At 70.2% G+C, this 19,167-nt stretch carries 22 protein-coding genes; 13 read left to right on the plus strand and 9 right to left on the minus strand.

The features are described 5' to 3' along the window. The first annotated feature begins 1 nt into the window (after nucleotide 1). The gene (locus ACWGL1_RS01035; RefSeq protein WP_291777787.1) at nucleotides 2-1,060 is read left to right on the plus strand and encodes a linear amide C-N hydrolase; all 1,059 of its coding nucleotides are present in this window, start codon (nucleotides 2-4) and stop codon (nucleotides 1,058-1,060) included. Nucleotides 1,061-1,082: 22 nt separating this feature from the next. Here the strand turns inward: ACWGL1_RS01035 and ACWGL1_RS01040 are convergent, their stop codons facing one another. Together ACWGL1_RS01040 and ACWGL1_RS01045 are read right to left on the minus strand one after the other, a co-directional pair. After that, nucleotides 1,083-1,376, minus strand: a complete 294-nt coding sequence (locus ACWGL1_RS01040; RefSeq protein ID WP_452110924.1) for a hypothetical protein — start codon at nucleotides 1,374-1,376, stop codon at nucleotides 1,083-1,085. A 78-nt stretch (nucleotides 1,377-1,454) separates the two neighbouring features. After that, a complete protein-coding gene (locus ACWGL1_RS01045) occupies nucleotides 1,455-1,892 on the minus strand; it encodes a SufE family protein (RefSeq protein WP_452110925.1) in 438 nt (145 codons plus the stop codon). 146 nt (nucleotides 1,893-2,038) lie between these two features. Here ACWGL1_RS01045 and ACWGL1_RS01050 point away from each other — a divergent pair, with 146 nt between their 5' ends. Then, on the plus strand, nucleotides 2,039-3,676 hold the full coding sequence (locus tag ACWGL1_RS01050; protein ID WP_452110926.1) for a sensor histidine kinase: 1,638 nt from the start codon (nucleotides 2,039-2,041) through the stop codon (nucleotides 3,674-3,676). Nucleotides 3,677-3,679: 3 nt separating this feature from the next. Here ACWGL1_RS01050 and ACWGL1_RS01055 read toward each other — a convergent pair whose 3' ends face one another. Further along, entirely contained in the window at nucleotides 3,680-4,303 is a 624-nt protein-coding gene (locus ACWGL1_RS01055; protein WP_452110927.1) for a LysE family translocator, read from the minus strand. 59 nt (nucleotides 4,304-4,362) lie between these two features. Then, nucleotides 4,363-4,836, minus strand: coding sequence for a MarR family transcriptional regulator (locus ACWGL1_RS01060; protein WP_427789018.1), 474 nt, complete (start codon nucleotides 4,834-4,836; stop codon nucleotides 4,363-4,365). 50 nt (nucleotides 4,837-4,886) lie between these two features. Between ACWGL1_RS01060 and ACWGL1_RS01065 the strand changes: the two genes are divergently transcribed. After that, nucleotides 4,887-5,828 carry a S41 family peptidase gene (locus tag ACWGL1_RS01065; RefSeq protein WP_452110928.1) on the plus strand — a complete coding sequence of 314 codons (942 nt, stop codon included), beginning with the start codon at nucleotides 4,887-4,889 and terminating at the stop codon, nucleotides 5,826-5,828. Between the two features lie 8 nt (nucleotides 5,829-5,836). On the opposite strand, the gene ACWGL1_RS01070 is transcribed toward ACWGL1_RS01065, so the two are convergent. Next, nucleotides 5,837-6,700 (minus strand): hypothetical protein, encoded by an 864-nt coding sequence (locus ACWGL1_RS01070; RefSeq protein WP_452110929.1) that lies wholly within the window; start codon nucleotides 6,698-6,700, stop codon nucleotides 5,837-5,839. Between the two features lie 55 nt (nucleotides 6,701-6,755). On the opposite strand from ACWGL1_RS01070, the gene ACWGL1_RS01075 reads away from it, so the two are divergent. The 3 genes from ACWGL1_RS01075 (at nucleotide 6,756) to ACWGL1_RS01085 (ending at nucleotide 9,242) form a co-directional block, all read left to right on the plus strand. Next, nucleotides 6,756-7,085 (plus strand): DUF1491 family protein, encoded by a 330-nt coding sequence (locus tag ACWGL1_RS01075; RefSeq protein WP_452110930.1) that lies wholly within the window; start codon nucleotides 6,756-6,758, stop codon nucleotides 7,083-7,085. A 188-nt stretch (nucleotides 7,086-7,273) separates the two neighbouring features. Further along, complete coding sequence (locus tag ACWGL1_RS01080) at nucleotides 7,274-7,654, plus strand: hypothetical protein (protein WP_291777757.1); 381 nt, start codon at nucleotides 7,274-7,276, stop codon at nucleotides 7,652-7,654. 112 nt (nucleotides 7,655-7,766) lie between these two features. Beyond that, complete coding sequence (locus ACWGL1_RS01085) at nucleotides 7,767-9,242, plus strand: tetratricopeptide repeat protein (protein WP_338576549.1); 1,476 nt, start codon at nucleotides 7,767-7,769, stop codon at nucleotides 9,240-9,242. Here ACWGL1_RS01085 and ACWGL1_RS01090 read toward each other — a convergent pair. Next, a complete protein-coding gene (locus tag ACWGL1_RS01090; RefSeq protein ID WP_291777751.1) occupies nucleotides 9,239-9,379 on the minus strand; it encodes a hypothetical protein in 141 nt (46 codons plus the stop codon). The two genes, ACWGL1_RS01085 and ACWGL1_RS01090, sit on opposite strands and share 4 nt — an antisense overlap. Before the next feature lie 158 nt (nucleotides 9,380-9,537). Between ACWGL1_RS01090 and ACWGL1_RS01095 the strand changes: the two genes are divergently transcribed. After that, nucleotides 9,538-11,166, plus strand: coding sequence for a peptide chain release factor 3 (locus ACWGL1_RS01095; protein WP_452110931.1), 1,629 nt, complete (start codon nucleotides 9,538-9,540; stop codon nucleotides 11,164-11,166). Nucleotides 11,167-11,169: 3 nt separating this feature from the next. Here the strand turns inward: ACWGL1_RS01095 and ACWGL1_RS01100 are convergent, their stop codons facing one another. Next, nucleotides 11,170-11,934 (minus strand): SDR family oxidoreductase, encoded by a 765-nt coding sequence (locus ACWGL1_RS01100; protein WP_452110932.1) that lies wholly within the window; start codon nucleotides 11,932-11,934, stop codon nucleotides 11,170-11,172. A 200-nt stretch (nucleotides 11,935-12,134) separates the two neighbouring features. Here ACWGL1_RS01100 and ACWGL1_RS01105 point away from each other — a divergent pair, with 200 nt between their 5' ends. Next, complete coding sequence (locus tag ACWGL1_RS01105) at nucleotides 12,135-13,562, plus strand: DUF1570 domain-containing protein (protein ID WP_452110933.1); 1,428 nt, start codon at nucleotides 12,135-12,137, stop codon at nucleotides 13,560-13,562. Between the two features lie 11 nt (nucleotides 13,563-13,573). Here ACWGL1_RS01105 and yczE read toward each other — a convergent pair whose 3' ends face one another. Beyond that, nucleotides 13,574-14,179 carry a membrane protein YczE gene (yczE, locus tag ACWGL1_RS01110; RefSeq protein ID WP_452110934.1) on the minus strand — a complete coding sequence of 202 codons (606 nt, stop codon included), beginning with the start codon at nucleotides 14,177-14,179 and terminating at the stop codon, nucleotides 13,574-13,576. Nucleotides 14,180-14,209: 30 nt separating this feature from the next. After that, a complete protein-coding gene (locus ACWGL1_RS01115; protein WP_452110935.1) occupies nucleotides 14,210-15,361 on the minus strand; it encodes an MFS transporter in 1,152 nt (383 codons plus the stop codon). A gap of 56 nt (nucleotides 15,362-15,417) precedes the next feature. Between ACWGL1_RS01115 and ACWGL1_RS01120 the strand changes: the two genes are divergently transcribed. From ACWGL1_RS01120 to ACWGL1_RS01140, 5 genes are all read left to right on the plus strand, one after another. Continuing rightward, a complete protein-coding gene (locus ACWGL1_RS01120; RefSeq protein ID WP_452110936.1) occupies nucleotides 15,418-16,332 on the plus strand; it encodes a LysR family transcriptional regulator in 915 nt (304 codons plus the stop codon). Nucleotides 16,333-16,451: 119 nt separating this feature from the next. After that, nucleotides 16,452-16,820 (plus strand): hypothetical protein, encoded by a 369-nt coding sequence (locus tag ACWGL1_RS01125; protein ID WP_452110937.1) that lies wholly within the window; start codon nucleotides 16,452-16,454, stop codon nucleotides 16,818-16,820. Between the two features lie 103 nt (nucleotides 16,821-16,923). Then, a complete protein-coding gene (locus ACWGL1_RS01130) occupies nucleotides 16,924-18,201 on the plus strand; it encodes a hypothetical protein (protein WP_452110938.1) in 1,278 nt (425 codons plus the stop codon). Nucleotides 18,202-18,286: 85 nt separating this feature from the next. Beyond that, entirely contained in the window at nucleotides 18,287-18,637 is a 351-nt protein-coding gene (gene grxD / locus ACWGL1_RS01135; RefSeq protein WP_291777723.1) for a Grx4 family monothiol glutaredoxin, read from the plus strand. Between the two features lie 5 nt (nucleotides 18,638-18,642). Then, on the plus strand, nucleotides 18,643-19,068 hold the full coding sequence (locus ACWGL1_RS01140; RefSeq protein ID WP_088410192.1) for an acyl-CoA thioesterase: 426 nt from the start codon (nucleotides 18,643-18,645) through the stop codon (nucleotides 19,066-19,068). Nucleotides 19,069-19,167 lie beyond the last annotated feature (99 nt).

Below are 19,167 nucleotides of genomic sequence, written 5' to 3' on the forward strand. Positions count from 1 at the left end.
CATGCGCAACGGAATGAAGAAGGGCGTCGCCGCCCTGGCCGCCGCCTTCATGGTGGCCGTTCCGGCGGCCGAGGCGTGCACGCGCCTTGTCTACCACGGCCACGACGGCGCCGTGATCACGGCCCGGTCGATGGACTGGAAGGACGAGATCATGACCAACCTCTGGATCTTTCCGCGCGGCATGGCGCGGGACGGGTCCGGCGGTCCCAACTCCCTGACCTGGACGTCCAAATACGGCAGCGTCATCGCCAGCGGCTATGATATCTCGACCGTCGACGGCGTGAACGAGATGGGCCTTGTCGCCAACGTCCTGTGGCTGGTGGAGTCGGAGTATCCGGCCTACGACCCGAACAAGCCCGCCCTCAGCATCGCCGCCTGGGCCCAGTACGCCCTCGACAATTTCGCCACCGTGGCCGAGGCGGTCGAGGCCCTGCGCGACGAGCCCTTCGTCCTGGTCAGCGACAGTGTGCCGGGTCAGGACCGCCTGACCACCCTGCACCTGTCCCTGTCGGATTCCGGCGGCGACAGCGCCATCTTCGAATACATCGACGGCAAGCTGGTCGTGCACCACAGCCGCGACTATCAGGTGATGACCAACTCGCCGACCTTCGACCAACAGCTGGCGCTGAACACCTATTGGCAGGGCATCGGCGGCACGGTCATGCTGCCGGGCACCAACCGGGCGGCCGACCGCTATGCGCGGGCCGCCTTCTACGTCAACGCCATCCCCAAGTTCGAAGATCAGAACATGGCCCTGGCCAGCGTGTTCAGCGTGATCCGCAACGTTTCGGTGCCGTTCGGCATCTCGACCCCGGACCAGCCGAACATCTCCTCGACCCGCTGGCGGACGGTCGTGGATCACAAGCGCAAGCTGTACTTCTTCGAGTCGGCCCTGACGCCGAACACCTTCTGGGTGGACCTGAAGAAGATCGACTTCTCAGAACGCGCCCCGGTCAAGCGGCTGGAGCTGGGCGAGAACCAGATCCACACCCATGCAGGCGACGCCACCGCCGAATTCAGCAACGCCCGGGCCTTCCCTTTCCTGGGTCCGCAATCCTGAGGCGTCGGAGCGCGGTCGGGGTTCAGAAGATCCCGACCGCCGCTTCGGCCCAGATCAGCAGCATGGACAGGATCACCGCTGCGGCCAGCATCAGCCGCACCAGCGGAGTCCGCGCCTTCCACAGCAACAGCTCCAGCAGCAGGCCCGCCCCGATCAGCAGGACGGCGGCGAACAGGAAGTCCTGCGCGTCCCAGGCGACCTCGGAGGTGAACTGCATGGCCGCCAGCGGCGTCAGCAGGATCAGCCCGACCGCGCTCCAGCCGGCCGTTCGGATCGGATTGAAGAAGGCGGGCGCGCGTTTCATCAGGATCGACATCGGACCGCTCCGCACAGGATGAGACGTCTCATCATGCGCCCGATCGCGCGCCATCGGAAGCGAGACGAACGAGCGCGGTCAGCTCGCCGCCAGCGCCGCTTCCCTGATCCGCCCCACCATGCTGTTCAGACCGTTGGCGCGTTGCCGGGTCAGGGCCGAAGGCAGGCCCAGCCGGTCCAGCGCCGCCCTGGCGTCAAAACCCAGAATCTCCGCCGGAAGCCGCCCGGAATAGAGCCGCAGCAGCAGGGCGATATTGCCCTTCGACAGGGCGCTGTCGCTGTCGGCGTCGAAGAAGAGACGGTCGGCCTCCCGCCGCGTCGACAGCCAGACCTGGGCGGCGCAGCCCGGCACCTTGTTCGCCTCGATCCGCGCCTCCTCAGGCAGGGGCAGCAGGTCCTTGCCCAGGTCGATGACGTATTCGATCCGTCCTTCCCAATCGCCCAGCAGGTCGAACTCCTCGACCAGTTCGGCCAGGGTGTCGTCGATGGAGCGGGCGGGAGCGGCGGTGGAAGTCATGGGCGCGACATAGGCCGCGCGCGCCCTCGCCACAACCGCCCCTCTCACAACCGGCTCTGCGCTCCCCCGACAGGCGAGCGCGCTAGGGAGCGTCTGGAGCGCGGTCTAGGTTATACGGCTGATTCAACCCTTGCGCCCGGATGGCCGTGACGTCTCGGACCGCCCTTCTTGATCCCATCCGCCGCCCCGAAGCCGCCGAGGCCGGGGACGGCGCCGCCGTGGCCGCCTGGCACGCCGGATGGACGGCGGTCGTCGGGCTGACGGCCCTGGGCGCCGTCTGGCTGGGGCGCCCCCTGGCCGCGCCCGAGGCGCTGGCCCTGGCGGTGACGGCCGCGCCGGGGGTGGCGGGCCTAGCCCTGCTGGCGCGCGACACGACGGCGTTGAGAGCGGCGCTGACGACGCTGTGGGCCCTGGCGGCCCTGACGGCGGCGGCCCTGGCGGGCGGCGCGGCGGGACCGCTGGCCGGCTTCGTCTTCGCCCCACTGGCGGCGGGGCTGGCCCTGGGCGGGCGTCGCCGCGCGGGCGTCGGCGCCCTGGCCTCGGTCGGCGCGGCCCTGGTCGGTCTGGTCTCCACCCTGGCCGTCGGACCCGCGACGCCCGGCGGCGGCCTGGCCGGCGCCTCGGCCCTGATCACGGCGGGCGCCGCCCTGCTCGGCCTGGTTCTGGGCCTTCGTCGCCAGGCGCGCCGCCTTTCCCTCGCCGAGGCCGCCGTGGCGCGGGTCGAGGCCGTCCTGTCCGGTCAGCCGGGCCTGACCCTGACGCTGGACGCCGAAGGCCGCCATCGCGCCCTGTCCGCCTATGGCGCCGCGCCCGCTGCCCTGCCTGTCGATCTGCTGTTCGATGACGGGCTGCTGGCCGTCGTGGACGAGGCCGACCGTCCCGCCGTCATCGCCGCCCTGGCCCGCGCGCGCGGCGGCGCCGAGGCCCAGGTCCGCTTCACCCCCCGCCTGGCGCTGGACCGCCGCATCCTGCTGGTCGCCCGGCGGCTCGATAAAAGGCCGCGCCTGATCGTCCAGGCGCTGGACGCCACCCTGCAGCACGCGCGCGAGGCCGAGCTGGACGCCGCCCGCGCCGAGGCCGAGACCCAGAACCTCGGCAAGACCCGCTTCCTGGCCCACATGAGCCACGAGCTGCGCACGCCGCTGAACGCCGTGGTCGGCTTCTCCGACGCCATGCGGCAGGAGCTGTTCGGCCCCGTCCCGCCGCGCTACGCCGACTACGCCGCCTCGATCCACGAAGCGGGCGGCCACCTGCTGGACCTGATCAACGACGTGCTGGACGTCAGCCGCATCGAGGCCGATCGCTATGAGCTGTCGCTGGAGCGTTTCGACGCGCGCGAGCCGGTGCTGGCGGCGCTGGCCCTGGTCCGCATTCAGGCCGACGACAAGGGCGTCGAACTGGCCGCCGTCCTGCCGCCCGAGGCGCTGAGCGTCCGCGCCGACCGCCGCGCGCTGAAGCAGATGGCGCTGAACCTGCTGGCCAATGCGGTGAAGTTCACCCCGCCGGGCGGGACAGTCACCGTGTCGGTTCAGGCGGCCGATGACGCGCTGGAGGTGACGGTGGCCGACACCGGCGTCGGCATCTCGGCCGAAGATCTGGCGCGTCTGGGCCGCCCCTATGAGCAGGCAGGCGACGCCGAACAGCGGGCGCAGGGGTCAGGGCTGGGGCTGGCGCTGGTGCGCGCCCTGGCCGGGCTGCACGGCGGAACGCTGGCGCTGGACAGCGCTCTGGGCGTCGGCACGGCGGCGACGGTGCGTCTGCCGCTCGAGACGCCGGACGCCTGAACCTCAGACGCGCGAGGCGGCCAGCTTCAGACCGAAGCCGATGAAGACGACGCCCACCACCCGGTCCATCGTCCGCACCACAGCCGGGCGACGTAGGAACCGGCCCAGCGGAGCCGTCGCCAGGATCAGCCCGGCGAACCAGACGATGGTCAGCGCCACATGGACCCCCACCAGGAAGAAGGTGAAGGCCGCCACATTGGCCCCCTGCGGCACGAACTGGGGCAGGAAGGTCACGTAGAAGACGCCGATCTTGGGGTTCAGCAGATTGGTCAGCAGGCCGCGCCGGAAGGCGACCGGACCGCTGGGCGGCGGGGCGGCGCCCGCTTCGCCCAGGCTCCTGCGCGGCTTGAACAGCATCTGCGCGCCCAGCCAGACCAGATAGGCCGCGCCCGCCCACTTCACCACCGTATAGGCCAGCTCCGACACCCGCAGCAGCGCCCCGAACCCAAGCGACACCGCCGCGCCCCAGATCAGACAGCCCAGCAGGATGCCCGCCCCGGCGAAGACGGCCGAACGCCCGCCCTCGGCCGCCGCCGAACGCAGCACCATGGCCGTGTCCACCCCCGGCGTGATCGTCAGAATGGTGATGGCGACCAGGAAGGCGGCGAACAGGGCGGGATCGAACATGGGCGCACTAGATCATGCGCTGAGCGAGGGTGACAACGTCCGATCTCAACCCGGCCGCCTCATCCCTCCATGCGGTCGCGGTAGCCGCGCGCGTCCAGCGCCCTTAACGCCGCCGTGAGAACCGCCTCAAGCTCCAGTCCCAGATCCTGATCCAGCGACCGCGCCGCCCGCTTGGTCGCGCGCCATTGATCGGTCAGGGCCGGCAAGGCCGCGCGCGCCTGATCCGACAGCATGACCGCGCGCTGTCGTCCGTCCGCCGCACGGCCGGAAACCAGCCATCCCTCGCGGGTCATCTGCGCCGCCGTCTGACTGAGCGCCGAATGGGTCAGGCCTGCGGCCTCGGCCAGGGCCTTGATGCTGAGCGCCATCGGTTCTTCCGCCGCCCGCTCGGCCTCCATCAGGGCGCGCATGATCACCGTATAGCGCGGCCTGAACGCCAGCCCGCGCGCGGCGTAGGCGGCCTCCACCTCGCCGTCGAGACGGTCGGCCAGACGCCGCAGCAGGGCTCCAAGACTTGACGGGCGTTCGGACATGGTCCCATGAATATATAAGGGCTGTTATAAATCAACCCATGCGAGGCCCCATGCTCTCCGCGCTTGTCCATCCCTTCCTGGCCGTCGCCCTGACGACCTGCCCCCTGCAGGTCGAGGTTCTGAACGCCGCCGCCGACCGCATAGGAGCCGGCTACATCACCCAGACGGAGGGGCAGGCCGTGGCGCGCCGCGTCCGCGACTGGGCCGCGGAGGGGCGCTATGCCGAACAATGCGACGACACGGCCGCCTTCGCCGAGACGGCGACGCGCGACCTGCGCACGCTGGACGGGCACTTCCGCCTGACGCCCCCGCCGTCTTCAGGACCGTCAACCGGTCCCGCCCCCGCCTCCCTGCAGGCCTGGCGCGACGAGGCCCGCGCCGCAGGCGGCGGCGTACGCGAGGTGCGGGTGCTGGAGGGCAACATCGGCTATCTGCGGCTCAGCGCCTTCTATCCCTGGGACCTGGTCGAGACGCGCCTGGCCGCCGCCCTGACCCTGTTGGGAGATGTCGACGGCCTCATCATCGACCTGCGCCGCAACGGCGGCGGGGACGGACGCACGGCCGATCAACTGGTCGCCAGCCTGCTGCCCGAAGGCGCCGCGTTCGGCTGGATCGAACGACGCGAGGGCCGGCTTCCTCACGCCGCGCCGCCACGCGCCCTGCCCGCCGTCCGGGCCGACACGCCGGTCGCCGTCCTGATCGATCGCCGCTCAGGCTCGGCGGCCGAGTTCACCGCCTATACGCTGCAGGCGGCCGGGCGAGCCGAGGTGATCGGCGACCGGTCGGGCGGCGCCGCCCACATGCTGGGACCGCCGCAGCCCCTGCCCCACGGCTACGCCATCAGCGTGCCGGACGCCCGCCCCGTAAACGCCGTCACCGGAAAGAACTGGGAAGGCGGCGGCGTCCGTCCCGACGCGCCCGGCGGCGACGATCCCCTGCTGACCGCCCGCGACCGCCTGCTGGCGAAGCTGGGCCGAACGCCGCAGACCTGAACGGCCGCCTAGACCGGCCCCATGGCGAGGAAGGCGCGGGCGGCGGCGAAGTCCCCCGCCTCGAAACGGGCGGTCGCCACGCTGTCGTCGCGGAACAGGAACTCGATCAGAAAGGGCTCGCGCGGGTCCAGCGCCGCCAGAGCCTCGGCCGCGCTGTCGGGAAAGCGCCAGACCTCGCCCGCCCGCGCCCCGGACGCCAGCAGGTCGCGCGGCGCCAGATCGGATCCGGCGGCGAAGACGGCGCGGCGCGCGGCCTCGGGCGGCAGGCCGTCCGCGCCCAGCCACGGCCGGGGCGAGCGCGACGCGTCGCGCATGACGATGCGGGCGGCATAGGGCCGGGGCTTGCCGACGAAGGAGACGACCGCCGCCGGGCGCGCATCCTGGGGCGCCCTGCCGGTCAGGCCGAACCGCACGGGCGAGGCGCCGGTCGCCCCGTCCTGAAACAGGCGCCAGCCGTCGCGGGCGCTCTCGAAACGGTCGGCGCTCCAGCCGGCCTTGTCGCCGGGGAAGTTGATCCGCGCCGCGCGCGACCAGCCGGCGAAGGCGTGGCGCACGCGCGTCTTGACCCGGTCCAGCTCGGCGTCGTTGCAGGGGGTGGCCTGGGCCCGCGCCTTGGCCCGCCCGGCCGTGGCGGCCAGTTCGGTCGCCGGGCGTCCGGCGCGCAGGGCCGCTCCGCGCGCCTGCAGGGTCGCCGCCTCCAGCGCCTGGGTCAGACGCGGCTCGAACAGGCGGCACTTGTCCTGCGCCGCCCGCACGAAGGCGCGCTCATAATAAACGTCGCCCGCCGCCGTCGCCGTCCCGGCCGCGAGGGTCAGGGCGACGATCGCGGCCAGCGTTCTGCTGACTATGCGGGGCGACGGCGCTATCTTCATGGCCCCACCCTAGCCGCCGCCGGTTCCGGGTCCGTGTCCAAACAGGGTGAACCAATTGCTTCTTTCCACTGACGTCTGGGTCAGCGCCCTGATCCGCCGCGCCGAGCTGGAGGGCGCCAACGCTGTGGTGGTGAAGAAGGGCGACGCCCGCGCCGGGGCCGTCATCGTCAAGGCCTATGACACCGCGACCCGCACCGCCCGCCTGTGGACCGAGGCGACCGGCCAGGACGGCGAACCCCTGTGGATCCAACCCGTCGCCAGCGAGACCGAGAGCGAACTGGACGCCTATCTGGATCGCCAGCGCCGCTATGACCCCGACCTCTGGATCGTCGAGATCGAGGACCGCCAGGGCCGCCACTTCCTGACCGAGAAGACGCAAGGCTAATCGTTGAACCCTCTCTCGGTGGGAGAGGGTCATACGTTCTCAAACCGCCCTCAAGCAGCGCAAGGCGCGTCAGGGCCGCTCAAAATGGTAACCGGCCCGTTCACCGCGTTCGTGAACCGGACCGCAAGCGCAGGCGCCCTACAACCCGTCGCCTGGGGCCAGAACGGTCCTGCGAGCGGACGCGGTCCATGCTGTTTCTCTTGAACGATGTCGTCTTCGATCTGGACGAGGCCTGCCCGGCCCCGAGCCATGACGTGCGCCGCTTCGAGACCCTGTCTTGCGACTATGTGCTGGAGATGGGCTGCGAGCTGTTCGCCGAAGACCCGCTACTGCATCGCACGGACCCAGCCCGCGCGCGCCGTCTAGCCTGGCTAATCGCGCACAAGGCGCAGGGCGTCAACGCCGCCCTGTTCGCCGCGCCCGAAGCCGGTTGCGCGCCCGAACTGGTCGAGCCGCGCTTCTGCGCCTTGCCCGAACCGATCATCGCCCAGCTTCACGCCCGCGCCGCCCATGGCCGTCTGAACGCCGCCGTCGCCGACAAGGCGGTCTGGGGCCGCATGGCGGCATAGAACGACGCCCCCTTCTGTCGCCTAATAGCGTTTGCTAAGCGTCGCCGTTCGAGTCGCCAGGGGGCCTAGCATGTTTTTCAAATACATAACGTCGATTGTCGCATCATCGGTCATGGCGGGCGTCTTGTCGGCGGCCACGCCCGTCCAGGCGGAATGGCGCAAAGCCGAGAGCGACCGCTTCATCGTCTATAGCGATGTGGGCGAGCGCCAGCTGCGCAACTTCGTCCAAGACCTGGAATCCTACGACCGCGTGTTGCGGTTCCGCATGGGTCTGCCCGGCGACATTCCGACCCTCCGCAAGCTACCCATCTATCTGGTGGGGTCTTCTGCGGAACTGGCCAAGGTTCGCCACGGCGCTGGGAACTCCCTGGCCGGTTTCTACATCGCCACCGATGAGGACATCTTCGGCGTCGCCATCCGCGATCGAAACGTCGACACCCTCAAACACGAGTACGCGCATCACTTCATGATGCACAACTTCTCCTACGCCTATCCCGGCTGGTTCGTGGAGGGGTTCGCGGAATATTACGCCACGGTCGAGATCAAGGCCGATCGCTTCACCGTCGGCCGCTTCAATGAAAACCGCGCCTCCTGGCTGATGTCCGCGCCGTGGATGGACATGAAGGATCTGCTCTCGCTCAGACCCCAGCAACGCGCCGCCAACAGCGAGACCTACTACCCGCTGGCCTGGCTGCTGACCCACTGGTTCATGAGCGACCCCGAACGGCAGCAGATGCTGGCGGCCTATCTTCTGGATGTCGGGGCAGGCGCGGACTCGGTCGAGGCGATGGAGCGGGCTACCGGCCTGTCCATGATCCGGCTGCGCGACACTCTGCGGCGCTATGCGACTGGAAACCTCTCCTTCCAGATCGTGACGGCGGCCATTCCGACCGCGCCCATGACGATCACCACCCTGCCGGAATCCGCCGACGACCTGCTCCTGCTGAACCAGCGCCTCAAGATCGGCGTGCCCAAGGACGCGCGCGCCGCCACTGCGGCCGAGGTGCGCCGCATGGCCGCCCGCCATCCCGACGATCCCCTGGCCCTGCTGGCCCTGGGCCACGCCGAACTGCATTTCGGCGACCCGGCCGCGGCCGAGGCCCCCCTGCAGCGACTGCTGGCGCTGCAGCCTGACCATGTGGAGGGCCTGCAATACCTGGCGCGCGCGCGGATGGAGGCCATCGAAGAGGTCGAGGATCCAGACGAGATCGACCGCCTGACCGCCGAGGCGCGCGGCTTTCTGGCGCGGGCCCACCGCCTAGACGATCTGAATTACATCACCCTGATGCTGGCCGCACGAAACCGGCGTACCGCCGCCAGCTATCCGAACGACAACGACATCGCCGTTCTGGAGCAGGCCTTCGCCCTGGCGCCGCAGTTGGGCGAAGCTCGATTCACCCTGGCGCAAGCCTTGCTGTCTCGGAGCCGCAACGCCGAGGCGATCACTCTGCTGGAACCCCTGGCCAACCACCCGCACGGCAGCACAGCCGCAGTACGTTCTCTACTGGCTCGGGCTCGCGGTGAGGAAGCGCCGCAGGAAGACGCTAGCGACGCGACGGTCGAAGATACAGGCGAAGAAACGCTCTAGAGCAGGATGCCGAACACCGTGTGCACCAACGCCGCCGCCAGGACGATCAGGGCGAACCCCGCCAGAAAGCAGACCAGCGGGTGAATCTTGCGCTCGTTCTGTACGGGCGCGGACTTGCCTGGGTGGACCAGAGCCATGATGTTTCCCTTCCCTAGTGCGGCGGACTCATGGCCCGCCGTCTCCCGAAAACGAGCATGCCTCGAATAACCCTCATACGCGAAGGGTCTCTCACGGCATCGTGAACGTCGACAATCGGGCCGTGGCGCGCTAGGTCGCGCGTCCTGAAGGAAGCTCCATGTCCAAACTCACCCTCGCCCAGGAGGCCCTGCGCCGCAGGACCTTCGCCATCATCGCTCACCCGGACGCGGGCAAGACGACCCTGACCGAGCATATCCTGCTGGCGGGCGGCGCCGTGCGCGCGGCCGGCGCGGTCAAGGCGCGCGGGGAGAACCGCCGCGCCCGCTCCGACTGGATGAAGATCGAGAAGGAACGGGGCATTTCGGTCACCGCCTCGGTCATGACGTTCGAGCACGACGGCAAGATGTTCAACCTGCTGGACACGCCGGGGCACGAGGACTTCTCGGAAGACACCTATCGCACCCTGACCGCCGCCGACTGCGCCATCATGGTGCTGGACGCCGCCAAGGGCATCGAGCCGCAGACGCTGAAGCTGTTCGAGGTGTGTCGTCTTCGGGACATCCCGATCATCACCTTCATCAACAAGCTGGACCGCGAGGCGCAGGACCCGATGGCCCTGCTGGACGAGATCGCATCGCGTCTACAGTTGGACCCCTCGCCCATCTGGTGGCCGGCCGAGAGCGGCAACCGCCTGCGCGGCCTGGCCGAGGTCGGCGGTCAGGGCCGGTTCCAGCCCTATACGCGCAAGACCGCCGACAACGACGGCGAACACCCCGCCCCCCTGCCCTTCGAGGAGGCCGCCTCCTACTTCGAGGGGACGGAACGGGCCGACATGGTCGATGCGCTGGAACTGGTCGAGGCGGGATACAAGCCGTTCGACCGTCAGGCCTTCCTGGAAGGGCATATGACGCCTGTGCTGTGGGGCTCGGCCCTGCGCCACTTCGGCATCGAGGAACTGCTGAAGGCCATCGGCGAATGGGCCCCGCCGCCCAAGAGCCAGAAGGCCCGCAAGGAAGCCTCGCCCGAGACCCGCAATGCTCCCGCGCCCGAAGACATCACGGTCGAGCCGAGTACGGACGAAGTCACCGGCTTCGTCTTCAAGGTCCAGGCCAATATGGACCCCAACCACCGCGACCGCATCGCCATGTTCCGCATGGCCTCGGGCAGCTTCAAACGCGGCATGAAGCTGAAGGTCCAGAACACCGGCAAGCAGCTGTCGGTGAACGCCCCCATCATGTTCTTCGCCTCGGATCGCGAACTGGCCGAAGAGGCCTATGCGGGCGACGTCATCGGCATTCCGAACCACGGCGTGCTGCGCGTCGGCGACAGCCTGTCGGAGAGCGGTCTGGTGCGCTTTGCGGGCCTGCCCAACTTCGCGCCGGAAATCCTGCAGCGCGTCCGCGTCAAGGATCCGCTGAAAGCCAAGCACCTGCAGAAGGCGCTGGTCGGTCTGGCCGAGGAAGGCGTGACCCAGCTGTTCCGCCCGGAACTGGGCGCGGACTTCATCGTCGGCGCCGTGGGCCAGCTGCAGTTCGAGGTCATGGCCGATCGTCTGGGCGAGGAATACGGCCTGGACGTCATTTTCGAGCCGTCGCCCTACGCCGAAGCCCGTTGGGTGTCAGGCGCCAAGGCCGACCTGGAGGACTTCGCCGGGAAGTATCGGCCCCAGATGGCGACCGACATCGACCAGAACCCGGTCTTCCTGGCCAAGTCGGCCTGGGAGACGGGCTATGTCTCCGAACGTTTCCCCAAGGTGGCCTTCACCAAGACCAAGGAGCGGGGCTGACCCTCAGGTCTTGCTGATCGACACCCCGCCGTCGACCAGCATGGCCGTGCCGGTCATGAAGCTGGAGGCGTCGGAGGCCAGGAACAGGGCGGCGCGGGCGATCTCTTCGGGGCTCGCCATCCGCTTCAGGGCGTGCATTCCCTCGACGAAGGCGATGATCTCGGGCGTATGGGCGAACTCGCGCCCCGCCTCGGTGTCGGTGCCGCCGGGCAGCAGGCAGTTGCTGCGCAACCCTTGCGCTCCGAACTCGGCGGCGATGACGCGCGACAGGCCGACCAATCCCGCCTTGGCCGCCGCATAGGCCGCCATGCCCGGCATGCCGATGGCGTGACCGACGAAGGTCGAGGTGAAGATCAGCGAGCCGCCGCCGCGCGCCAGCATGGCCGGGATCTGGTGCTTGGCGCCCAGGAAGGCGGCGGTCAGGTTGAGGTCCAGGGTGTCGCGCCAGCGGTCCAGCGCGATCTCGGGCGTAGGCTCATTGGCGCCGATCGCTCCCGCATTGTTCAGGGCGATGTCGAGTCCGCCGAACCGCTCGACCGCCGTGCTTGCCAGCCGCTCGGCCAGAGCCTCGTCGCGGATATCGCCGGGGACGGCGACAGCGCGGCCGCCCTCGGCCCCAATGGCGGCGACTAGGACCGACAGTTCTGTCTCGCGTCGAGCCGTGACGACCACCGCCGCGCCTTCACGCGCGAACAAACGAGCGGCGGCGGCGCCGATGCCGGAGCTGGCTCCGGTGATGACGGCGACCTTGTCGGTGAGTGCGGGCATGACGACCTCGTGCGTGAAAGAGGCCGTCTTCCTTTCATGCCTTCACGGCGTGGTCTGGCGGGGTTCGGACGCCTCTTTCGACGCAGCGACGAAACGTCGTTTTGCGACCGTCATGAACATCGCCTACCCTGTCGGCGAGCCAGGGGGATTCCATGCCGCTTCAACGCAATGGCGCTACCGCCCGACGCCGCGCCGGGATCATGCCCTCCCTTTTCCTGGCTGCTGGCCTGATGTTGCCGACTGCGCCGGCCCAAGCCGAATGGCGTCGTGCGGAAACAGCCAACTTCATCGTCTATGGCGAAGGCTCCGAGGGCGACCTGCGTCCCCATGCCGAAAAGCTGGAACGCTTCGACGCCCTGCTGCGACGTCAGTTCAACCGCCCCGCGCTGGAAGACGTGCGCAAGCTGCCGGTATATCTGCTGCACACGCGCCGCGACCTGGCCGAAGTGTTCCCCGCTATGGCTGAAGCCAAGTTCGCGGGTTTCTATTCAGCCTCGGAAACGGATGTCTACGCCGCGGTGAACCGGCGCGGCGACGACGATCTGCTGTTCCACGAATACGCCCACCACTTCATGCACCAGAACTTCCCCGGCTTCTATCCGGGGTGGTTCACGGAAGGCTTCGCCGAGTTCTTCATGACCGCCCGGGTGGACAATCCGGAAAGGGTTGAGATGGGCGGCTTCAATCCGGGGCGGATTCAGACGTTGAACCAGTCGCGCTGGCTGCCGGTCGAGGACCTGCTATCCAAGCGGCCTCGTGACTTCACCACCCGCGAGCAGCGTTGGGCCTTCTACGCCCAGTCCTGGCTGTTGACCCATTACCTGCTGGCCGACGCCGAGCGGCGGCGGGGCCTGGACGCCTATCTGGCCGACATGGGCCGGCGGGTCGCGCCGGTCGAGGCCTTGCAGAACCGTCTGGGCCACACCCCCGAAAGCCTGACCGCCGCCCTGCACGCCTATCTGCGCGGCGAGATGAAGTACGTCCGCTTCTCCATGGCCGACATTCAGCCCCAGGTGCGGGTAGAATCCCTGCCGCCCAGCGCGGACCGGATGCTGCTTTACAGCCTGCGCAGCCGCTATCCCCAGTCGCCCCAGGACGCCGCCGCCCTGCTGGAACGCACGCGGTCGGACGCGGCGCGCTATCCGCAGGATCGTCTGGCCCTCGTGACCCTGGGCCGGGCGGAGCTGCAGTGGGGCGACCTCGTAGCGGGCGAAGCCGCGTTGACCCGCGCCCTGGCGGTCGCGCCGGAAGACGCCGAGGCGTTGAGGCTGCTGGCCGACGCCCGCCTCAAGGCCGCGAACGCGCAGCAGGATCCGGCGGAACGCGGCCGCCTGGTCCGAGAGGCGCGAGGCCATCTGGCGCGCGCACTCGACGCCGACCCGACCGACTACCGCATCTTCGCCGCCCTGGCGCGTACGCGTCGCGACGCCGCTGACTATCCCAACGCCAATGATCTAGAGACATGGCGCCTGGCGGTAGCCTTCGCGCCCCAGGTCATGCGCCTGCGTCTTGAAGCGGCTGAAGCCCTCGCCAAGGGCGGCGAGGCCGAAGAAGCCGCCGACCTGCTCGCCGTCGTCGCCAACAATCCCCATGAAGCAGGGACAGGGAGAGATGGGTCGGCGGACTGATCCTCCCCCGATCAGACCCGCGCCACGCGCCTCTCAGTTCGCCCTAGCGCCTGGAACCAGGGCAGGAAGATCTGGATCAGTGGGCCGATGCCCACGGCGAAGACGACGGTGCCCAGGCCAACCGATCCGCCCAGCAGCCAGCCGCCAGCCAGGACGCTGACCTCGATCAGCATCCGTGACACCCGAATCGACCAGCCCAGACGCTGGTTGAGGCCGATCATCAGGCCGTCGCGCGGCCCGGTCCCCATGCCCGCTCCGATGTAGGCTGCGCCGCCCATGGCCGTCAGGACCACGCCCGCCGTCATCAGCCCCAGCCGCAGGGGCAGCCCCTCGACCTGCGGCAGGACGGCCAGCGCCGCATCCATCGAAAGGCCGATGACGAAGATGTTGAAGAGAGTGCCCAACCCGGGTTTTTGACGCAGCGGAATCCACGCCAGCATCACTACGCCCCCCATCAGGATGGACGCCGTTCCCAGACTCATCCCGGTGCGGAGGGAGAGCCCCTGATGAAAAACGTTCCATGGGTCCAGCCCCAGGTTCGCCCTCACCATCAGGGCGGCGGCGGTGCCGTACAGGCACAAGCCGAGCTGCAGTTGAATGAAGCGACGGATCCACATGCCGCCCCTTCTGCCTCATTGGGCCAGGATTTAAAGGTCCGGCTTTCGTCTGAGGCCGAAGGTCATGGCGAACATGATCAGGCAGACGCCGCTGGAGACCAGCAGGGCCAGGCTGGCCGAACGGTCCAGCACCAGGCCGTACAGCGCCGGCGCCGCCGCCTGCACGAAACGCGCGGGCGTCAGCACCAGAGCCTGGCGCGCGCCGTAGTTCTCGCGCCCGAACAGATGCAGCGGCAGCACTCCCGAGGCCACCGCCAGCAGGCCGTTGCCCGCCCCCTGGCCCAGAGCGACCCCGCCGGCCGCTCCCTTGCCGCCGACAGAGGAGATCAGGGCGCCGAGCGGATGCAGCAGGGTCGCCGTCCGCGCCGCCGCGACGGGCGAACCCTTCCCCGGCGCCGCCAGGGCGATCAGGCGCACGGCGATGGCCGCGCTCGCCATCAATCCGGCCGCCAGGGCCGCCTCGGCAGGCGTCAGGCCCAGGCGGGTCAGCAGACGCGGCAGATGGGCGCTCATGGCCGTCGCCACCCACCAGGCCCCCGCGAACAGGACGGCCAGGCGGATCATGGTCCCGTCCCAGCGCACGCGGCCGGACGCCGGCGGCCGCGCGCCGGCCCGTCCATCCGGCAGCACCGCCGCATACAGCGGCAGGCACAGCAGCAGATGCGACGCCGCCCAGACGAAACAGGCGCCGCGCCAGCCCAGGATCTGGATCATCAGCAACGTCAGCGGCCAGCCCAGCGCGCCGCCGAAGGCGCCCAGCAGGGAGACGGCGGTGATCGGCTTCTTCGCCGCTTCGCCGTGCAGGGCCACCAGGACGGCGTAGGCCGGACCGTACAGCCCCACCCCCATGCCCGCGCCCAGCATCAGCACGCCCGCGACCATCGCCGCCGGCTCGCGCGCCAGCCCCAGCAGCGTCAGGGCCAGGGCGAAGATCACGGCCGCCGCCGACAGCACCTCGCGTCCGCCGCGCCGGTCGATCCAGCGTCCGCCGAACGGGCTGAGCGCCGCCGAGACCAGGAAGGCCCCCGACAGGGCCGAGAACACCACGCCGGGCGTCGTCCCCACGCCCGCCGCCAGAGGCTCGGCCAGCACCCCGAGCAGGTAGTAGCTGGAAGCGAAGGAGACGATCATCCCCAGGCCCAGGACGGGAATGATCAGGCGAGAAACGGCGAGGTGCGACATGGCGCGCTCTGTCAGCGGATTTGCCCGCCTGGCGAAAGCGACCTATCGAACGCCGGATGTTCGAAAACCTCACAACCTCCGGCGCCCCCGGCGGCGCCCTGCCGTCGCTGAACGCCCTGCGCGCCTTCGAGGCCATGGCGCGCACCGGCAGCGCCACGCGCGCGGCGGCCGAACTGAACGTGACCCACAGCGCCGTCAGCCGGCAGGTCAAGGCGCTGGAGACGCAGCTGGGCCTGCGCCTGTTCGAGGGGCCGCGTCACGCCCTGACGCTGACCGAGGCCGGGCGCGGCCTTCTGCCCGGCCTGACCGTCGCCTTCGACCAGATCGCCGCCGCCGTGGCCGAGGCGCGCGGGGCCGGGCGCGATCTGCACGTCGCCGCCAACGCCAGCCTGGCGGTCAAATGGCTGATCCCGCGCCTGGCCGACTTCAACCGCCTGCACCCCCAGGTGCGGGTCCATCTGGTCGAACTGGCGCCGCACGCGGTCAGCCGGCGCGGAGCCGACCTGCTGCTGCGGTTGCTGGACGCGCGCCGGATCGAGGCTCTGGGAGCCGTCGCCGTCATCCCCAATGCGGTCGGGCCGGTGATCGCGCCCGCCCTGGTCAAGGAAGACGCCCGTTCCGACGCCCTGACCGCGCCGCGCCTGGTCCCGCGGACACACCTTTCCGCCTGGCGGGACTGGGCCGATCTGACCGGGCGGCGTCCGCCCGATGCGCCCGAGCGGGCCGTGGCCCATCTGCATTTCGCCCTGGACGGCGCCCTGGCGGGCTGGGGCGCGGCGGTCCTGCCCTGGGCGCTGACGGCCGAGGCCGTGGCGGACGGGCGGCTGCTGGCGCCCTTCGGCTTCGCGCGCGACGACGGCGCCGTGGCGGCCATTCCGGGCGCAGGCGAGATGTCGCAGGGGCGGCGACTGTTCCTGCGCTGGCTGACGGACCAGGGGCGCGCCATGCCCGCCGCGCCGGATGCAACCTGAAGCTTAGCTGAACACGTCTTTCATCCTTCGCGGGGACGTGGTTCTCTAAGAGGACGCAAATCGGCCCCGCTGCATCATCATGATGGGTCGCCGAATTTGCGGCCCCCTGTGGAGTTCAGATGCTTCTCGTCGCCTTCACCGCCGCCCTGGCGCTGGCTCAGGCTCAGTCTCAGGCCCCGGGTCGGACCGAAGCTCCCGCCCCGCGCCTCGTCTCCTATGACGAGGCGGTGCGGTGCGCCGGCCTGACCCAGGCCGGATCCGAGCTGGAAGGCGGTGAAAGCCGCTATGGCCGAGAGCTTTACGACGCCGCCCTCTATTGGTCGTTGGCGGCCATGCAGGCGGCGACCGTCGCGGGCCGCGATCCCACGGCGGCCGAGAACGACCAGACGCGCGCCCGGCTGCAGTCCGTGCGGCGCCTGTCAGCCGGCGACGCCGAAGCCCGCGCCGGCCTGCAACGGTGCCGCCGCGCCGCGCCGCGACTGGGCTAGGGTCAGGCGACGCCCGAGCGGGCGTCTATTTTTCTTGTCATATGGTTAAGCCGAACCCTTCGAACGGCGCTGCGTTTGCTTGGACGACCCCCGGATCACCCTCGTGATCCCGAAGCGGGACGACTGGAGCGCCATGTTCGAATTCGGCAGAGATCTGAGACGGCTGTTCGAGAAGGCGCGCGACAGCGACGACCTCGGCTGGCTGGAGCTGATCGGCGCGGGTCTGGTCGAGGTCGAGGCCCGGCAACAGGCGGTCGACGCGGGCCGCGTCTCCTGCGCCCGGCCCTACGACGCCGCCCTGCGCGCCGCCGCCCTGTGGCGCGAGCACGCCCGTCGCTGCGGCGCCGCCGCCAGCATCGACCGCGCCGAAGCCGCCGGACGCGACGCCGCCAAGGCCGCCGCCAACGACGACCAGGGAATCCGCGCCGCCCTCGACATGGCCCAAACCGGGATGCTGGCTTTCGACCTGCGCGGCGGGCCCGAACGGCTGACGGCGGCGCTGGAGCTGCTGGCCGACCTGCCGACCGCGCGCCGCACCGATACGACCGCCGCCATGGCCGCCCTGCACGCCCGGCTGCGCGCGCGTCAGGCCCTGCTGTCGGGCCGCCTGCCCGACCTTACCGAGGCGACGGCCCTGCTGGACGCCGCCCTGGCGCGGCTGAAGACCGGACGCGCGGTCGAGGACGAACTGCGCATGGATCGCGCCGTCGTGACGCTGGAAGCCGGGCTGATCGCCCGCGACCCGCGCCTGCTGGATCAGGCGGGCCGCGACCTGCGCGCCCTGGTCGAATCCGCCTCGCCGGAACAGCGGCCCCTGAGCCGCGCCCGCGCCCTGGCCCTGTGCGGCGCGGGCATGGCCGCCCTGGCCGCCGTGGCCGAGGACGGCGCCGCCCGCGATCAGGCCCACGCCCTGTTCGACGCCGCCGCCCAGTTGTTCACCCCCGACCACAGCCCGCTGGACTGGGCCGCCATCCAGGTGATGCGCGCCGAACGCGAGGCCCTGCCGCCGCTGGTGCTGGTGCAGGCGGAGGCCCTGACCGAGGGCGGCGGTCTGATCCTGGGCGCCCTCGCCCACGAACAGCGCGTAGCCCAGGAAGCCGCGCGCGCGGGCGCCGTCGGCGACCTGTCGGCCCTGCTGGAGATCGAGGGGTCGCTGCGGCGCCGGCTGGTGCGGCCCTCGGTCTCGGCCACGCCGCTGGACTGGGCGGCCGAGCAGATCGGCCTGGCGCGCATCGCCCTGGCCCGCGCCCGCTGGACCGGCGAGACGCCCCGCGCCGTCGGCCTGATGTTGGCCGAGGCGGCCCAGACCGCGCGCGAGCACGGCGCCTCCAGCCTGGCCGAACGCGCCGAGCGTCTGGCGCCGCGCCCGCAAACCGTCTGATCGGGGGGCGCCGAGACGCCGCCCGGCCTTGACCCGGCCCCATTGGGCGCCTAGCTCACGGGCTTCGCAGAAGGGTTCCGACACAGTGACCGAACAAACCGCCGCCGATCCCGTCCACGCCTTCATCGCCCAGACGGTGGCTGAGCATGACGTGGTGCTCTTCATGAAGGGCACGCCGGATTCACCGCGCTGCGGCTTCTCCTCGGTGACGGTCCAGATCCTGGACCACGTGGGCGCCCCCTTCGTCGGCGTCGACGTGCTGCAGGACGAAGCCCTGCGCGAAGGCATCAAGGCCTTCACCGACTGGCCGACCATCCCCCAGCTCTATGTGAAGGGCGAGTTCGTCGGCGGCTCGGACATCGTGCGCGAGATGTTCCAGTCGGGCGAACTGGCCGCCCTGATGGCCGAGAAGGGCGTCGCCCTCGGCGAGGCCTAGGCCCGATGGCCCGGCCGCAGCTGCAACCGCGTGAGGACCGCGAGGTCTTCGTCGTCCCGCTGGACGTGCGGCCGGAACACATCGACGAGAACAACCACGTCAACAACGTCGTCTACGTCGGCTGGCTGCAGGACGTGGGCACGGCTCACTGGAACGCGCGCTTCGACGACGAGACGCGCGCCCGCTGGTCGTGGATCGCCCTGAGACACGAGATCGACTACCTGCGCGCCATCGCGCCCGACGCAACCGGCGTCGTCGCCCGCACCTGGGTCGGCGATCCGCAAGGGCCGCGCTTCAACCGCTATGTCCGCATCGAGGACGCCGAGGGCCGCCTGTGCGCGCAAGGCCTGTCCGAATGGTGCCTGGTCGACGCCAAGACCCTGCGCCCCGCCCGCATTCCCGCCGAGATGCTGGGACCGTTCACGGCGTAATCCTCCCTTCTCCCCTTGTGGGAGAAGGTGGCCCGTCAGGGCCGGATGAGGGGTCTTGCGACGGTGAATGAGGTTGCGAGGCGAATGTCCCGCAACCCC

It is taken from the genome of Brevundimonas sp. NPDC055812 (assembly GCF_053616535.1).

Bases quoted from the DNA above. Each gene is read 5' to 3' on its own strand.
- ACWGL1_RS01035 (WP_291777787.1), top strand. From the start codon at position 2: ATGCGCAACGGAATGAAGAAGGGCGTCGCCGCCCTGGCCGCCGCCTTC.
- ACWGL1_RS01040 (WP_452110924.1), bottom strand. From the start codon at position 1,376: ATGTCGATCCTGATGAAACGCGCGCCCGCCTTCTTCAATCCGATCCGA.
- ACWGL1_RS01045 (WP_452110925.1), bottom strand. From the start codon at position 1,892: ATGACTTCCACCGCCGCTCCCGCCCGCTCCATCGACGACACCCTGGCC.
- ACWGL1_RS01055 (WP_452110927.1), bottom strand. From the start codon at position 4,303: ATGTTCGATCCCGCCCTGTTCGCCGCCTTCCTGGTCGCCATCACCATT.
- ACWGL1_RS01060 (WP_427789018.1), bottom strand. From the start codon at position 4,836: ATGTCCGAACGCCCGTCAAGTCTTGGAGCCCTGCTGCGGCGTCTGGCC.
- ACWGL1_RS01065 (WP_452110928.1), top strand. From the start codon at position 4,887: ATGCTCTCCGCGCTTGTCCATCCCTTCCTGGCCGTCGCCCTGACGACC.
- ACWGL1_RS01070 (WP_452110929.1), bottom strand. From the start codon at position 6,700: ATGAAGATAGCGCCGTCGCCCCGCATAGTCAGCAGAACGCTGGCCGCG.
- ACWGL1_RS01080 (WP_291777757.1), top strand. From the start codon at position 7,274: ATGCTGTTTCTCTTGAACGATGTCGTCTTCGATCTGGACGAGGCCTGC.
- ACWGL1_RS01085 (WP_338576549.1), top strand. From the start codon at position 7,767: ATGGCGGGCGTCTTGTCGGCGGCCACGCCCGTCCAGGCGGAATGGCGC.
- ACWGL1_RS01090 (WP_291777751.1), bottom strand. From the start codon at position 9,379: ATGGCTCTGGTCCACCCAGGCAAGTCCGCGCCCGTACAGAACGAGCGC.
- ACWGL1_RS01095 (WP_452110931.1), top strand. From the start codon at position 9,538: ATGTCCAAACTCACCCTCGCCCAGGAGGCCCTGCGCCGCAGGACCTTC.
- ACWGL1_RS01100 (WP_452110932.1), bottom strand. From the start codon at position 11,934: ATGCCCGCACTCACCGACAAGGTCGCCGTCATCACCGGAGCCAGCTCC.
- ACWGL1_RS01105 (WP_452110933.1), top strand. From the start codon at position 12,135: ATGCCCTCCCTTTTCCTGGCTGCTGGCCTGATGTTGCCGACTGCGCCG.
- yczE (WP_452110934.1), bottom strand. From the start codon at position 14,179: ATGTGGATCCGTCGCTTCATTCAACTGCAGCTCGGCTTGTGCCTGTAC.
- ACWGL1_RS01115 (WP_452110935.1), bottom strand. From the start codon at position 15,361: ATGTCGCACCTCGCCGTTTCTCGCCTGATCATTCCCGTCCTGGGCCTG.
- ACWGL1_RS01120 (WP_452110936.1), top strand. From the start codon at position 15,418: ATGTTCGAAAACCTCACAACCTCCGGCGCCCCCGGCGGCGCCCTGCCG.
- ACWGL1_RS01125 (WP_452110937.1), top strand. From the start codon at position 16,452: ATGCTTCTCGTCGCCTTCACCGCCGCCCTGGCGCTGGCTCAGGCTCAG.
- ACWGL1_RS01140 (WP_088410192.1), top strand. From the start codon at position 18,643: ATGGCCCGGCCGCAGCTGCAACCGCGTGAGGACCGCGAGGTCTTCGTC.